Origin of the sequence: Pseudomonas sp. UBA7500 (genome assembly GCF_002478435.1) — a bacterium.
Lineage (GTDB): Bacteria > Pseudomonadota > Gammaproteobacteria > Pseudomonadales > Pseudomonadaceae > Aquipseudomonas > Aquipseudomonas palmensis.
In genome coordinates this window covers 1-14481 of sequence record NZ_DLNW01000008.1, presented here as the reverse complement: position 1 = coordinate 14481, position 14481 = coordinate 1, and the positions used below count along the sequence as shown (strand labels likewise).

The 14481-nt window shown below is 64.3% G+C and carries 11 protein-coding genes; 8 read left to right on the top strand and 3 right to left on the bottom strand.

The annotated features are described in order from the left end of the window. Positions 1 to 3: 3 nt before the first annotated feature. The 5 genes from nuoK (at position 4) to B4I46_RS06200 (ending at position 7839) form a co-directional block, all read left to right on the top strand. Positions 4 to 312, top strand: a complete 309-nt coding sequence (gene nuoK, locus B4I46_RS06220) for an NADH-quinone oxidoreductase subunit NuoK (RefSeq protein ID WP_010220409.1) — start codon at positions 4 to 6, stop codon at positions 310 to 312. Next, complete coding sequence (gene nuoL, locus B4I46_RS06215; RefSeq protein WP_043860872.1) at positions 309 to 2162, top strand: NADH-quinone oxidoreductase subunit L; 1854 nt, start codon at positions 309 to 311, stop codon at positions 2160 to 2162. The genes nuoK and nuoL overlap by 4 nt, the downstream gene beginning before the upstream one ends. Before the next feature lie 39 nt (positions 2163 to 2201). After that, the gene (nuoM, locus tag B4I46_RS06210) at positions 2202 to 3734 is read left to right on the top strand and encodes an NADH-quinone oxidoreductase subunit M (protein ID WP_043860873.1); all 1533 of its coding nucleotides are present in this window, start codon (positions 2202 to 2204) and stop codon (positions 3732 to 3734) included. Positions 3735 to 3741: 7 nt separating this feature from the next. Next, complete coding sequence (gene nuoN, locus B4I46_RS06205; RefSeq protein WP_043860874.1) at positions 3742 to 5211, top strand: NADH-quinone oxidoreductase subunit NuoN; 1470 nt, start codon at positions 3742 to 3744, stop codon at positions 5209 to 5211. A gap of 534 nt (positions 5212 to 5745) precedes the next feature. Next, positions 5746 to 7839, top strand: coding sequence for a TonB-dependent receptor family protein (locus tag B4I46_RS06200; RefSeq protein WP_286899107.1), 2094 nt, complete (start codon positions 5746 to 5748; stop codon positions 7837 to 7839). Positions 7840 to 7856: 17 nt separating this feature from the next. Here the strand turns inward: B4I46_RS06200 and B4I46_RS06195 are convergent, their stop codons facing one another. Further along, positions 7857 to 8918, bottom strand: a complete 1062-nt coding sequence (locus tag B4I46_RS06195; RefSeq protein WP_043860876.1) for an AI-2E family transporter — start codon at positions 8916 to 8918, stop codon at positions 7857 to 7859. A 120-nt stretch (positions 8919 to 9038) separates the two neighbouring features. On the opposite strand from B4I46_RS06195, the gene yegQ reads away from it, so the two are divergent. After that, positions 9039 to 10358, top strand: coding sequence for a tRNA 5-hydroxyuridine modification protein YegQ (gene yegQ / locus B4I46_RS06190; RefSeq protein WP_043860877.1), 1320 nt, complete (start codon positions 9039 to 9041; stop codon positions 10356 to 10358). Between the two features lie 83 nt (positions 10359 to 10441). On the opposite strand, the gene B4I46_RS06185 is transcribed toward yegQ, so the two are convergent. Then, the gene (locus tag B4I46_RS06185; protein WP_313717898.1) at positions 10442 to 12763 is read right to left on the bottom strand and encodes an acylase; all 2322 of its coding nucleotides are present in this window, start codon (positions 12761 to 12763) and stop codon (positions 10442 to 10444) included. 208 nt (positions 12764 to 12971) lie between these two features. Here B4I46_RS06185 and B4I46_RS06180 point away from each other — a divergent pair, with 208 nt between their 5' ends. Continuing rightward, on the top strand, positions 12972 to 13358 hold the full coding sequence (locus B4I46_RS06180) for a fe2+ zn2+ uptake regulation protein (protein ID WP_088515161.1): 387 nt from the start codon (positions 12972 to 12974) through the stop codon (positions 13356 to 13358). A 40-nt stretch (positions 13359 to 13398) separates the two neighbouring features. Here B4I46_RS06180 and B4I46_RS06175 read toward each other — a convergent pair whose 3' ends face one another. Further along, a complete protein-coding gene (locus B4I46_RS06175) occupies positions 13399 to 13587 on the bottom strand; it encodes a hypothetical protein (RefSeq protein ID WP_043860879.1) in 189 nt (62 codons plus the stop codon). A 455-nt stretch (positions 13588 to 14042) separates the two neighbouring features. Here B4I46_RS06175 and B4I46_RS06170 point away from each other — a divergent pair, with 455 nt between their 5' ends. After that, positions 14043 to 14423: a Mor transcription activator family protein gene (locus B4I46_RS06170; protein WP_043860880.1), complete on the top strand. Its 381-nt coding sequence runs from the start codon at positions 14043 to 14045 to the stop codon at positions 14421 to 14423. Positions 14424 to 14481 lie beyond the last annotated feature (58 nt).

Below are 14481 nucleotides of genomic sequence, written 5' to 3'. Positions count from 1 at the left end.
ATCATGTCAGCAATTCCTCTCGAACACGGCCTGGCCGTCGCCGGCATCCTGTTCTGCCTCGGCCTGGTCGGGCTGATGGTGCGCCGCAACATTCTGTTCGTACTGATGAGCCTGGAAATCATGATGAACGCCTCGGCACTGGCATTCATCGTGGCGGGCAGCCGCTGGGCGCAACCGGACGGGCAGATCATGTTCATCCTGGTGATCAGCCTGGCCGCCGCCGAGGCCAGTATCGGCCTGGCGATCCTGCTGCAGCTGTATCGCCGCTTCCACACTCTCGATATCGATGCTGCCAGTGAGATGCGCGGATGAACCTACTCTTTCTGACCTTCGTCTTCCCCCTGATCGGCTTTGTGCTGCTGTCGTTCTCGCGCGGGCGGTTCTCGGAGAACCTGTCGGCGCTGATCGGTGTCGGTTCGATCGGCCTCTCGGCCATCGTGGCCGCCTACGTGATCTGGCAGTTCAACGTCGCCCCGCCTGAAGGCGGCGCGTACAGCCAGCTGCTGTGGCAGTGGATGCAGGTGGGCGACTTCAAGCCCAACTTCACCCTGTACCTGGACGGCCTGTCGGTGACCATGCTCGGCGTGGTGGTCGGCGTGGGCTTCCTGATCCACCTGTTCGCCTCGTGGTACATGCGTGGTGAAGCCGGCTACTCGCGCTTCTTCGCCTACACCAACCTGTTCATTGCCAGCATGCTGTTCCTGATCCTGGGCGACGACCTGCTGTTCATCTACTTCGGTTGGGAAGGCGTGGGCCTGTGCTCGTACCTGTTGATCGGTTTCTACTACAGCAACCGCAACAACGGCAACGCAGCGCTCAAGGCCTTCATCGTCACCCGTATCGGCGACGTGTTCATGGCCATCGGCCTGTTCATCCTGTTCCAGCAACTGGGCACCCTGAACATCCAGCAACTGCTGGTGCTGGCGCCGCAGAAGTTCCAGGCCGGTGATTTCTGGATCGTGCTGGCAACCCTGATGCTGCTGGGCGGCGCCGTGGGCAAATCGGCCCAGCTGCCGCTGCAGACCTGGCTTGCAGACGCGATGGCCGGCCCTACCCCGGTATCGGCACTGATCCACGCCGCCACCATGGTGACCGCCGGTGTCTACCTGATCGCACGTACCCACGGCCTGTTCGCCCTGGCGCCCGACGTGCTGCACCTGGTAGGTGTGGTCGGCGGCGTGACCCTGGTGCTGGCCGGCTTTGCCGCGCTGGTACAGACCGACATCAAGCGTATCCTGGCCTACTCGACCATGAGCCAGATCGGCTACATGTTCCTGGCCCTGGGCGTGGGCGCCTTCGACGGCGCGATCTTCCACCTGATGACCCACGCCTTCTTCAAGGCCCTGCTGTTCCTTGCCTCCGGTGCAGTGATCGTTGCCTGCCACCACGAGCAGAACATCTTCAAGATGGGCGGCCTGTGGAAGAAACTGCCACTGGCCTACGCCAGCTTCATCGTCGGTGGTGCCGCCCTGGCTGCCCTGCCGCTGCTGACCGCCGGCTTCTACTCCAAGGACGAGATCCTCTGGGAAGCCTTCGCCAGCGGCAACAGCGGCTTGCTGTACGCCGGCCTGGTGGGTGCGTTCATGACCTCGCTGTACACCTTCCGCCTGATCTTCATCGCCTTCCACGGCGAAGCCAAGACCGAAGCCCACGCTGGCCACGGCATCTCGCACTGGCTGCCGCTGGGCGTGCTGATCGTGCTGTCGACCTTCGTCGGCGCCTGGATCCACCCACCGCTGGCCGGCGTGCTGCCGCAGAGCGTCGGGCATGCCGGTGGCGAAGCCAAGCACAGCCTGGAAATCGCCTCGGGTGCCATCGCCATCGCCGGTATCCTGCTGGCCGCCATGCTGTTCCTGGGCAAGCGTCGCCTGGTTACCGCGATCGCCAACAGCGGTATCGGTCGTGTGCTGTCGGCCTGGTGGTTCGCCGCCTGGGGCTTCGACTGGATCTACGACAAGCTGTTCGTCAAACCTTACCTGCTGATCAGCCACATCCTGCGCAAGGATCCGGTTGACCGCAGCATCGGCCTGATTCCGCGTTTGGCCAAGGGCGGTCATGCCGCCATGAGCAAAACCGAAACCGGTCAGCTGCGCTGGTACACCGCCTCGATCGCCATTGGTGCCGTGCTTGTGCTCGGTGCCGTTGTTGTGGCTGCGGTCTGATATGAACCTTGCGACTTTGCGAAAGGAATTGAGCCCGTCATGATTTTGCCTTGGCTGATCCTGATCCCCTTTATCGGCGGCCTGCTGTGCTGGCTGGGTGAGCGCTTCGGCGCCACCCTGCCGCGCTACATCGCGCTGCTAACCATGTCCCTGCTGCTTGGTATCGGCCTCTGGCTGTGGGCCAACGGCGACTACACCCTGGCGCCTGCGCCGGGTGCCGCGCCACAGTGGGCCTACGAGTTCAAAGTGCTGTGGATCGAGCGCTTCGGCATCAGCCTGCACCTGGCCCTGGACGGCCTGTCGCTGCTGATGATCCTGCTCACCGGCCTGCTCGGTGTGCTCTCGGTACTGTGTTCCTGGAAAGAGATCCAGCGCCACGTCGGCTTCTTCCACCTCAACCTGATGTGGATCCTGGGCGGCGTGGTCGGTGTGTTCCTGGCCCTGGACCTGTTCCTGTTCTTCTTCTTCTGGGAAATGATGCTGGTGCCGATGTATTTCCTCATCGCGCTCTGGGGTCACAGCTCCTCGGACGGCAAGAAGACCCGGATCTACGCAGCCACCAAGTTCTTCATCTTCACCCAGGCCAGCGGCCTGATCATGCTGGTGGCGATCCTGGGCCTGGTACTGGTCAACTACGGCAACACCGGTGTGATCACCTTCGACTACACCCAGTTGCTCAAGGCCGACCTGCCGGCGGGTACCGAATACCTGCTGATGCTGGGCTTCTTCATCGCCTTCGCGGTCAAGCTGCCGGTGGTACCGTTCCACTCCTGGCTGCCTGATGCCCACGCCCAGGCGCCGACTGCCGGTTCCGTCGACCTGGCCGGTATCCTGCTGAAGACCGCGGCCTACGGCCTGCTGCGTTTTGCCCTGCCGCTGTTCCCGAATGCCTCGGCCGAGTTCGCGCCGATCGCCATGACCCTGGGTCTGATCGGGATCTTCTACGGTGCATTCCTGGCCTTCGCGCAAACCGACATCAAGCGCCTGATCGCGTTCTCCAGCGTCTCGCACATGGGCTTCGTGCTGATCGGCATCTACTCCGGCAGCCAGCAGGCCCTGCAGGGCGCGGTGATCCAGATGCTGGCCCACGGCCTGTCGGCGGCGGCGCTGTTCATCCTCAGCGGCCAGCTGTACGAGCGTCTGCACACCCGTGACATGCGTCAGATGGGTGGCCTGTGGTCGCGCATCGCCTACCTGCCGGCCATCAGCCTGTTCTTCGCCGCGGCTTCGCTGGGCTTGCCGGGTACCGGCAACTTCGTCGGCGAGTTCCTGATCCTGATCGGCAGCTTCGTCAGTGCCCCATGGGTCACCGCGATTGCCACCTCCGGCCTGGTGTTCGGCTCGGTGTACTCGCTGATCATGATCCACCGCGCCTACTTCGGCCCGGCCAAGTCCGACGAAGTACTGGCCGGCATGGACAACCGCGAACTGATCATGGTGCTGGGCCTGGCGGTACTGCTGATTGTGCTGGGCGTTTACCCGCAGCCGTTCCTGGATACCTCCGCCGCCACCATGAGTGGTGTGCAGCAGTGGCTCGGCTCCGCTTTCACTCAACTCGCTTCGGCCCGGTAAGAGCGCTATGGACCTGACGATTCAACACTTTATTGCGCTTGCGCCACTGCTGATCACCAGTATCACCATCGTCGTGGTGATGCTGGCCATCGCCTGGCGCCGCAATCACTCGCAAACCTTCCTGCTGTCGACCGTGGGGCTGAACCTGGCCCTGCTGTCGATCATCCCGACCCTCAAGGTGGCCCCGCTGGCGGTCACCCCATTGCTGACCGTCGACAGCTTCGCGTGCCTGTACATGGCGTTGATCCTGGTCGCCACCCTGGCCTGCGTGACCCTGGCGCATGCCTACCTGGGTGACGGCGGCAAGGGCTACCCGGGCAACCGCGAAGAGCTCTACCTGCTGATCCTGATGGCGGCCCTGGGCGGCCTGGTGCTGGTCTGCGCGCAACACCTGGCCGGCCTGTTCATCGGCCTGGAGCTGCTCTCGGTACCGGTGTATGGCCTGGTGGCGTATGCGTTCTTCAACAAGCGTTCGCTGGAAGCCGGCATCAAGTACATGGTGCTGTCGGCAGCCGGTTCCGCGTTCCTGCTGTTCGGCATGGCGCTGCTGTATGCCGACGCCGGCAGCCTGAGCTTCGACGGCATCGGCAAGGCCCTGGCCACCACCAGCCTGCCAAGCCTGATTGCCCAGCTGGGCCTGGGCATGATGCTGGTCGGCCTGGCGTTCAAGCTGTCGCTGGTACCGTTCCACCTGTGGACCCCGGACGTATACGAAGGTGCTCCGGCGCCGGTCGCCGCGTTCCTGGCCACCGCGAGCAAGGTGGCTGTATTCGCCGTTGTGGTACGCCTGTTCATGCTCTCCCCTGCTGCCAGCAGCGGCGTGCTGACCACCGTGCTGTCGGTGATTGCAGTGGCCTCGATTCTGGTCGGCAACCTGCTGGCGCTGACCCAGAGCAACCTCAAGCGTCTGCTGGGTTACTCCTCGATCGCCCACTTCGGTTACCTGCTGATTGCCCTGGTGGCGAGCAAGGGCATGGCGGTGGAAGCCATTGGCGTGTACCTGGTGACCTACGTGATCACCAGCCTGGGCGCGTTTGGCGTCATCACCCTGATGTCCTCGCCTTACAAGGGCCGTGATGCCGATGCCCTGTACGAGTACCGCGGCCTGTTCTGGCGTCGTCCGTACCTGACGGCGGTACTGACCGTGATGATGCTGTCGCTGGCGGGTATTCCGCTGACCGCGGGCTTCATCGGCAAGTTCTACATCATTGCTACCGGCGTCGAGTCGCAGCTGTGGTGGCTGGTGGGTGCGTTGGTGATCGGTAGTGCGATTGGGGTGTTCTACTACCTGCGCGTGATGGTCACCCTGTACCTGATCGAGCCGAACCTGCGTCGTCACGATGCGCCGTTGAACTGGGAGCAGCGTACCGGTGGCGTGATGTTGCTGGCGATTGCGATTCTGGCGTTCGTGCTGGGTGTATATCCGCAGCCGTTGCTGGACCTGGTGCAGCATGCAGGTTTGCAGTTGCTTGGTTGAGTGCTGATGCATTGACAGGACACCCCGCTTCGGCGGGGTGTTTTGTTTTTGGCGATTGAACAACCAATACACCAAACCGCCGTTGCTCTTGCTCTTGATCTTGATCTTGATCTTGATCTTGATCTTGATTGTCCGGCCTGTCAGGAGGCCGAGTGGAGGTGTCGTGCAGGGGGCGGGGCGCAGCCCCTTCGGCGTTAGCCGAAGCGAGCGACTGTTAGAGTTGCGCAGCAACTCGGGTCGCGTGCCCCCTGGACGGCGCCGGAGGGAGGGAACCCGGAGCGAAGCGTAGGGCCGTATGTTTGGCCGGGGACCTTTTGGTTACTTTTGCGTCCTTGCAAAAGTGACCCGCTGTAAGAGCGGAAGGCGTCATTCGCAGCGCTATCCATGCCGGATAAACACACCAATCGGTAAAATCGACGACCGTGAACATATCCAGAGCAGATCAAAAGCATGACTGCACTACAGATCACCCACTGTGCTTCGTCTGATACTTGCAACGTCAGATACCCGCCCAACCGTTCCGGAACCCCTTCGATGCACCCCACCCTGTCCCGCTCGTCCCTCGCCGTATTGATCGCCTGCACCGCCACCGCCCAAGCCAACCCAGGCATCGAACTCGGCCAGGTACTGATCCAGGACCAGGAACACAACGAGCTTCAGGACGCCCGTGAGCGCCTGCAGCAAATCCCCGGGGCCACCAACCTGATCGACATGCAACAGGTCGAACAAGGCCGCGTCGCCAGCAACCAGGACGTGCTCGCCTACCAGCCCGGCGTGTTCGCCCAATCCGCCGGCAACGACGGCATCAAACTGTCGATTCGCGGCTCGGGCCTCAACCGTGCCCCCGGCGCCCACGGCTCCGGCGTATACACCCTGTTCGACGGCCTGCCCCTGACCGGCCCCGGCGGCACGCCCTATGAATTGTTCGAGCCCCTGTGGCTAAGCCGCGCCGAGGTACTGCGCGGCGCCAATGGTTTCGACCGCGGCGCCCTGGCCCTGGGCGGCGCCATCAACTATGTGACCCACACCGGCTACGACGCCGCGCCCCTGCAGGTACGGGTCGAGGCCGGCAGCCGTGGCTACGGCAAACGCCAGGTCAGCTCCGGCCAGGTACTGGGTGACCTGGACTACTACGTCGCCCTCACCGACTCGGAATACGACGGCTACCAGGACCACAGCAGCGGCAGCAGCAAGGGCATCGCCGCCAACGTCGGCTACCGCTTCAACCCCAACCTGGAAACCCGCTTCTACCTGCGTTACCGCGAAACCGAAAACGAACTGGCCGGGCGCCTGACCAAGGACCAAATCAAGCACCACCCGCGCGCTGCCAACCCGCTGTACCTGAGCCGCGACGCCAGCCGCCCGCAACCGGGCAGCACCTGGCTGGGCAACAAGACCACCTTCTACCTCGATGACGACTCGCAACTGGAAGCCGGCCTGGTCTACCACGACTACCCGATGGACCTGCGTGAAGGCACCAAGCGCCTCAAGGTGGCGTACACCGACGTCAGCGGCACGCTCAACTACCTGCGCCGCGACACCCTGTTCGGCCACGAGAGCAAGACCACCCTCGGCTGGCGCACCACAAAGCACCTGCCCAACACGGGGGCCTCGGAGTTCGTGCGGGTCGAGACCGACCCCACTCAGCCCATAGGCACCAAGACCCGCGACTTCACCTACCAGGGCTCGGACAGCGTCCTCCACTTCAGCAACGAACTGGAACTGGTGCCAGACCTGTGGCTGACCAGCGGCCTGGCGATGATCTATACCCGCCGCGAAAGCGCCGTCACCTATCCGGCCAGCGGCGGCAAGGTCAGCCAGCATGACTGGGACTACGCCCCGCGCCTGGGGCTGCGCTACGACTTCAGCCCCGCGCTGCAGCTGTACGGCAACCTGAGCCGCTCGGTGGAGCCTGCGCACCCCTGGGCACTGATCTGGAGCTCGCCAGCGATCAAAGGCCTGCAGACCCAACCCATCGAGCTGCGCAACCAGACCGCCACCACCCTGGAGCTCGGCGCACGCGGCGACTCGCGGCTGGGGCGCTGGGACCTGGCCTGGTACTACTCGGCCGTGCGCCACGAACTGCTGACAGTGGAAACCGTGGCCGCCAGCAGCAGCACCAACGCCATCGTCGGCGAGATGAATGCCAGCCCTACCGTGCACCAGGGGGTGGAAGCCAGCCTCGACAGCCTGCTGTGGGAACACAGCGGAGTTGGCCGGGTGTCGCTGCGCCAGGCCTACACCTTCAGCGACTTCCACTACCGCGATGACGCGGCGTTCGGCGACAACCGCCTGCCCGGCATGCCAATGCACTACTACCAGGCGCAGGTGCGCCTGGACCATCCCAGCGGCTTCTATGCCGGGCTCAACACGCAGATGGCCTCAAAGGTGCAGGTCGACTACGCCAACTCCTACCAGGCCGATGCGTATGCCCTGCTGGGCGCAACCTTCGGCTACGCCTCCCCCCGACAGGACTGGGCCACCTGGCTCGACCTGCGCAACCTCACCAACAAGCGCTATGCCGCAACCGTGACGCCCGGCTACGACGACAAGGGTCTCGATGCCGCACGCTCCACCCCCGGCGAAGGCTTCGCAGCCTACGTGGGCATGTCCTATAGCTGGAAGTGACGCTCGCCGGCGCCGCCTCAGGGCAGTTGCACCTGAGGCTTGGTCGCCACGAAAATCCCCCAGCTGGACATGAACAGCGCCGCGATCAACGGCCCGATGACGAAGCCGTTGAGGCCGAACACCGCCAGCCCGCCCAGGGTCGAGATCAGGATCAGGTAGTCGGGCATGCGGGTGTCCTTGCCCACCAGGATCGGGCGCAGCACGTTGTCCACCAGGCCGATCACGAACACCCCGAAGGCGGCAAGCACCACACCCTGCCAGATCGAACCACTGAGCAGGAAGTACGCGGCCACCGGGCCCCACACGATGCCGGCACCCACCGCCGGCAGCAGCGACAGAAACGCCATCAGCACCGCCCACACCAGCGCACTGGGGATATCCAGCACCCAGAAGATGAACCCGCCGAGCGCGCCCTGGGTCACCGCCACCAGCAGGTTGCCCTTGACCGTGGCACGCACCACGCGATTGAACTTCAGTTGCAGGCGACGCTTCTGGTGTTCGGCCAGGGGCACCGCCGTGCGGATCTTGCGCACCAGCTCGGCGCCATCGCGCAGGAAGAAGTACAGCAGGTACAGCATGATGCCGAAGCTCACCAGGAACTCGAACGTGCCCTGCCCGAAGCTGAACGCCTGGGTGGCGAAGAACTGGCTGCCCTGCATCGCGCCCTTGGCGATCTTGTCGCGCAAGCCCTCCAGATCCCCCATGCCCAGGCGTTCCAGGCCATGCTGGGCCACAGCGGGCAGCATGTCCTTGAAGCGCTCGATGTAGCCGGCGATATCCAGTTGGCCGCTCTCGATGTTCTTGTACAGCGTGGCGCCCTCCTGAACCAGCAACGTGCTGATGACGATCACCGGCAGAATCGCGATCAGCAGGCACACCAGCAGCGTGATACCCGCCGCCAGGTTGCGCCGCCAGCCCAGGCGCAACAGCAACCGGCGCTGCAACGGCGCAAACACGATGCCCAGGATCACCGCCCAGAACACCGCGCCGTAGTAGGGCAATAGAATCCAGATGAAGGCCAGGGTCACCAGGACCAGCAACCACATCAGGGCTTTTTGCTGCAATACCGATTCGTTCATGTCCGCTCCTTTGCGCTCTGATGATTAGTGCGCGGCGCACTGCAGAAAGTGCCGTTGCCGTGGATCAATAAAATCGGTGGTGCAGGCGCGTAGCATCCGCGCTTTTGTCGCGACCTTGCCATGACCCACCTCGCCCGACCCGAACTGCTCGCCCCTGCCGGCACCCTGAAGAACATGCGCTATGCCTTCGCCTATGGCGCCGATGCGGTCTACGCCGGCCAGCCGCGCTACAGCCTGCGTGTGCGCAACAACGAATTCGACCATGCCAACCTGGCGCTGGGCATCCAGGAAGCCCAGGCCCAGGGCAAGCGGTTCTATGTGGTGGTCAACATCGCCCCGCACAATGCCAAGCTCAAGACCTTCCTCAAGGACCTGGAACCTGTGATCGCCATGGGCCCGGACGCGCTGATCATGTCCGACCCTGGGCTGATCATGCTGGTGCGCCAGCACTTCCCGGCCATGCCGATCCACCTGTCAGTACAGGCCAATACGGTGAACTGGGCCAGTGTCGCGTTCTGGCAATCCCAGGGCCTGAGCCGGGTGATCCTGTCCCGGGAGCTGTCGCTGGAAGAAATCGAAGAGATCCGCCAGCAGGTGCCGGCGATGGAGCTGGAAGTGTTCGTGCACGGCGCCCTGTGCATGGCGTATTCGGGGCGCTGCCTGCTGTCGGGCTACCTGAACCGGCGCGATGCCAACCAGGGCAGCTGCACCAACGCCTGTCGCTGGCAGTACAGCGCCACCCCGGCCCAGGAAAACGAGGTGGGTGACATCGTGCGCGAAGTCCAGCCGACCCTGGGCGTCGGCGCCCCCACCAACCAGGTGTTCGTGCTGCAGGAAGCCAACCGGCCCGGCGAAGACATGCCGGCATTCGAGGACGAGCACGGCACCTACATCATGAACGCCAAGGACCTGCGTGCCGTGCAGCACGTCGGGCGCCTGACCCGCATGGGGGTGCACTCGCTGAAGATCGAGGGGCGTACCAAGTCGCACTTCTACTGTGCCCGCACCACCCAGGCGTACCGGCAGGCCATCGACGATGCGCTGGCGGGGCGTGAATTCGACCGTTCGCTGATGCTCGACCTGGAGTCATTGGCGCAACGCGGCTACACCGAAGGCTTCTTGCGCCGCCACGTGCACGACGAGTACCAGAACTACGAGCGGGGCAACTCGGTGTCCGAGCGCCAGCAATTCGTGGGCGAGCTGACCGGGGAGCGGGTCGACGGGCTGGCCGAGGTCAAGGTCAAGAACCGTTTCGGGCTGGGCGATCACCTGGAGCTGATGACGCCGCGGGGCAACTACCATTTCGACCTGCACCAGCTGCGGGATCGCGCGGGCAATCCGCTGGAGGTGGCGCCGGGGGATGGGCACACGGTGTACCTGCCGATTCCCGAACAGGTGGAGCTGGGCTTCGGGCTGTTGTTGCGGGATCTGAATACGTAGCACGCTATCGCGGGTCAAGCCCGCCCCCACAGGTAGTGCGCAACCCTGGTGGGAGCGGGCTTGACCCGCGATGCAGCCGACGCTCAACGTGGGCTGCTGGCTACAGCTGCAGTATCCGTCTCACGTATCACCTGCACCTGATACTGCGGGTCCGCCTTGATCTGCGCCTCGGTGAATGGAATGGTGTGCCAGTGCCCGGCCGAGAACGCACGGGTCTGGTCACTGGCATGCACCGACCCCGCCTCGCTGGACTGGGAAAACGCCAGCAGCCCCTGCGCGTGCGGCCCCTTGTCATCGAAACTGACCACCTGCAGGTAACTGGTGCCGCTGATCACGGTGCGCTTGCCCCCCTCGCCCGGCACGCTCTGCATGGCGTTGTACACCCCAAGGCTCGACGGCCCGCCATGCATCGGCGTGCCGTCGCCCGCCTGCTGGATCTGCCCCCACTGCACATTCGCACTCAGCCCGGCCTCGGCCACCTGCGCCTGCGACGCCAATGCCGCCGCACGCACGGCCCTGGCCACCTCGGCACGCTCCAGCGCAAGGCCGCGTGGGGTGTGCTGGGGGTCGGCCGGATCGAATGCCACGCGCCAGAACTCACCGTGCTCCTGCAACGCCTGCAGGATGTTCTGGAAGTGCACCAGGCCGATGCCACTGGCCAGGCCGGCCTTGCCATCCCACGCCGCCAGGCTGTCGCAAATGGCCTTGAGCTGCGGATCGGCCGTGGCGCCCTTGCACCACTGCAGCAGGTCGGGCAGCGCCAGCTCGGCCAGGTACACCTTGTCGTCCATGACCATGTGGTGCAGGTCCTGCGCGCTGATCTTGCCGGGGCGGTTCAACCGCTGCAGGGCAAAGCGGCTGCGCGGGCCTAGGGGCACGTCTTCGCGGCTGATGATCGGCGAGTAGCCGCGCAGCGGCTGCGCCGGGTTGACCATCCAGGCCGAATCGTTGGAGTGCTGTACGAAGTCGCCACGCAGCAGGCTGGGCTGCAGTTGCGCGGGGAAGATACCGGGCTGCGCCGCTCGCGCATCGACCTTCCAGTTGCAGGCGCTGCGCGAACCGTCGAGCACGATCAGTTCCAGGCCCGCCGCCGGGTCGCTGCACTGCGCCAGCAGCGGCGCATCCACATAGGGCACCACCGACTGGTTCAGGTACAACGCCTGCCCCCTGGCATCCACCGCCAGGGTGTTGACCCAGGGTATGCCCTGCAGGCGCTGCACCGACTGCTGCAGGGCCTGCAGGCTGTCGGCCTGGTTCATGCTGTACCACTGCTGCAGCACGCGGGTGTTGCCCAGGTTGGCATCACGCAGGCTGAAGGCCACCTGCCCGGTCCAGTCCAGCCGCCCGGGCCACTGCACCAGCGGGCCGTAGATCGTGCCGTACAGCTCGCGGGTGACCACCTGCTGCTGGCCGTCCTCAGCCTTGACCGACACGCTCACCGGCTGACGGGTCATGGGGGTGGACACGCCGTCGAGCAGGTAGCGGGTCGAGTCTTTCGGGTCCAGTTGCAAGCGGTGCAAGGTGAAGTGCCGGGAGGTGTCGACGGTGTGAGTCCAGGCCAGATGCCGGTTGAAACCGATATTGATCAGCGGCAGGCCGGGCAACGCGGCGCCCATCACGTCCAGTTTGCCGGGGATGCTCAACTGCATCTGGTAGAAGCGCATGCCACCCACCCACGGGAAATGCGGGTTGGCCAGCAACAGGCCACGGCCATTGGCCGAACGCTCGTGCCCTATCGCCACCGCGTTGCTGCCGCGCTCAAGCGCAAAGTTGGCCTGGCGCGCCTGGGCCACACTGAAGGCCGCAGCCGGCAACCCCGCCGCTGCACCGGGGGGCGCGGCACCGGCCACGGCTTCGACGAACTGCCCGGCCCCACCCTCGACCAGCAGGCGACGGGTCAGCTTGACCAGGTCCAGGGCGGTGATGGGGCGCAGCCACTCGGCCTGCTGGCACTGGGCAGGCAGGCCCTGGGCAGTGCGCTCGGCCAGCGCGCGGTTGTAGCCCAGCGCGTAGCCTTCGAGCAATGAACGGATCGGCGCCGGTTGCGCCTGCCAGTACGCAGACACCGCCGCCGGCGTGTTCAGCCAGGTGAAAAACACGTCGCTGGCCAGGTTTTCACGCTGCTCCAGGGTCAGCGCCTGCGGCCCGAAGAACCGCGAGCGCTCACCGTTGACGGTCACCACTTCGTTGGCCAGCAGGCACAGGTTGTCCTGCGCGTAGGCATACCCGATGCCATAGCCCAGGCCACGCTCATCGCGGGCCACGATGTGCGGCACACCGAAGCTGGTGCGGCGGATCTCGGCCCGGGCCTCGCCCGGCGGCGCCTCGCGGGCGTGGGCTGAACAACTCAGAGCAACCAGCAGGGCCGTCAGGCAGAACGAGGGGATCGAGCGATTGGCAGACACGCGGACTCCGGCAGCATCAGGGTGAACGAACATCCTGACTAGACGAATTTCATCATGAAAATTTACCGCTTTTGCGCCGCTCGTTCGTCTCTCTCTACATAAAGGCAATATTTTTTGCCTTGCCGATGCAGATTTGCCGTGCTCGTTCGTCTTATAGAGTGAGAGCACCACACGCAAACTGGACAGGCTCGGGAAAGGGAGTTTTCACATGTACAACCAGCAACAGCCAATCACACCGCTGCGTTTCAGACGCAAAGCCCACGCGCCGCTGCCGGAAAAGCCCGAAGCGGCTGAACCGGACCGCGCCGGCAACGAACATATCCGCGAACTGCTCAAGGCATTCGGCCTGCGCACCAGCCTGATCCGGCTGAAGGTCATCGATGCGCTGCACGCGGCCGCCAGAGAGGGGCGCAGTATCGGGGTGCGCGGGGTGCACAGCCAGCTCGAGCAGCTGGATATTCCGCTGTCGTTCCTGAGCGTTCGCGAAGTGCTCAAGCGCCTGTGCGTCGAGGGTGTGATCAGCCTGGGCAGCGACAAGTGCTACAGCCTCAACCCCGAGGCTCGCGCGGTGCTGGAACAGCCGGTTTCACGCTAGGCCAACGGCCGGGTGACGCCGGCCGCAGCCTCGCAAGCGGTCAGAACTTGACCTTGCGCCGCATGATGCCGTTCACGATCACGGCCAATACGGCTACGCCGATGGCGATGTACTGGAACACCTTTTCGCTGATCACGCCGGCGTTCTGCAGGTACGAGCCGCCCAGCATGATTGCCAGCACCACCAGGGCAACCAGGATCGAGTATTTCAGGCGTTGAGCTTGAGTCATTGAAAAATCCTTACGACAACGGGTTTGAGGGCCCTACTGCGGCCGGCGGCCATGATACAACGCCACGTCACGCAGGAGGATGTTTCCCGGTTTTTCCCGACGCGACAACCTGAAATCATCCGCCAGGTGTGCCCGTGCCCTGCGTTCAGGGTTGAGCAACCTGAACCACAGTGCTGGAGCAGGCTCGCCGTAGACACGCGGCCACGCCCTCCCTGGCGCCGCTGGTTCCTACAACAGACCACCGACTTCCTCACGCAATGTGTACGGAAAGACTACCTCCCCTGACCCGCTTGCTGCCTAGATCTCCCCTTGGCGGTTGACCGAGAATTCCTTCAGGCCACTTGGCAGTTCAACGCTGTCGACGTGGGGCGCGCCGCACCTGGCAAGGATGCTCAGGCACGGACGGCACCCGATGAAGTGGCCCCTTCGCTCATACCGCCAACAAGGAAGTCATCATGGAACTGTGTGACCTGAACAAGATCGACATCGAACAACTGCCCCAGTCACTGCAGATGCTCATCGAATGCATCGGGCTGGAGCATGCCTACCGCCTGACCACCATCTACGGCGGCCGCCCCAAGTACATTCCCAAGCACCGCGAGCGCACCACGCTGGCCGAGATCCTGCCAACCGAAGCGCTGGATGCATTGATCAAGCGCTACGCCGGCATGGCGCTGGAGATTCCCAAGGCCGACCACTTCAATCGCCAGCTGCGTAACCAGCAGATCCAGCAGGAAAGCTCCAATGGCCAGTCACGCAGCGTGCTGGCCGACAAGTACGGGTTGAGCCTGCGCCAGATCGGCAACATCCGTCGCCAGGAAGCGCACACGCGCTAGACACACCCTGCACACAACAACGCCAGGCGCGAGCGGTCGCGCCTGGCGTTGTTGTGTG

What these genes read in the sequence shown, in the direction of transcription:
- nuoK (WP_010220409.1), top strand. Translation starts at nt 4, where the DNA reads ATGTCAGCAATTCCTCTCGAACACGGCCTGGCCGTCGCCGGCATCCTG.
- nuoL (WP_043860872.1), top strand. Translation starts at nt 309, where the DNA reads ATGAACCTACTCTTTCTGACCTTCGTCTTCCCCCTGATCGGCTTTGTG.
- nuoM (WP_043860873.1), top strand. Translation starts at nt 2,202, where the DNA reads ATGATTTTGCCTTGGCTGATCCTGATCCCCTTTATCGGCGGCCTGCTG.
- nuoN (WP_043860874.1), top strand. Translation starts at nt 3,742, where the DNA reads ATGGACCTGACGATTCAACACTTTATTGCGCTTGCGCCACTGCTGATC.
- B4I46_RS06200 (WP_286899107.1), top strand. Translation starts at nt 5,746, where the DNA reads ATGCACCCCACCCTGTCCCGCTCGTCCCTCGCCGTATTGATCGCCTGC.
- B4I46_RS06195 (WP_043860876.1), bottom strand. Translation starts at nt 8,918, where the DNA reads ATGAACGAATCGGTATTGCAGCAAAAAGCCCTGATGTGGTTGCTGGTC.
- yegQ (WP_043860877.1), top strand. Translation starts at nt 9,039, where the DNA reads ATGACCCACCTCGCCCGACCCGAACTGCTCGCCCCTGCCGGCACCCTG.
- B4I46_RS06180 (WP_088515161.1), top strand. Translation starts at nt 12,972, where the DNA reads ATGTACAACCAGCAACAGCCAATCACACCGCTGCGTTTCAGACGCAAA.
- B4I46_RS06175 (WP_043860879.1), bottom strand. Translation starts at nt 13,587, where the DNA reads ATGACTCAAGCTCAACGCCTGAAATACTCGATCCTGGTTGCCCTGGTG.
- B4I46_RS06170 (WP_043860880.1), top strand. Translation starts at nt 14,043, where the DNA reads ATGGAACTGTGTGACCTGAACAAGATCGACATCGAACAACTGCCCCAG.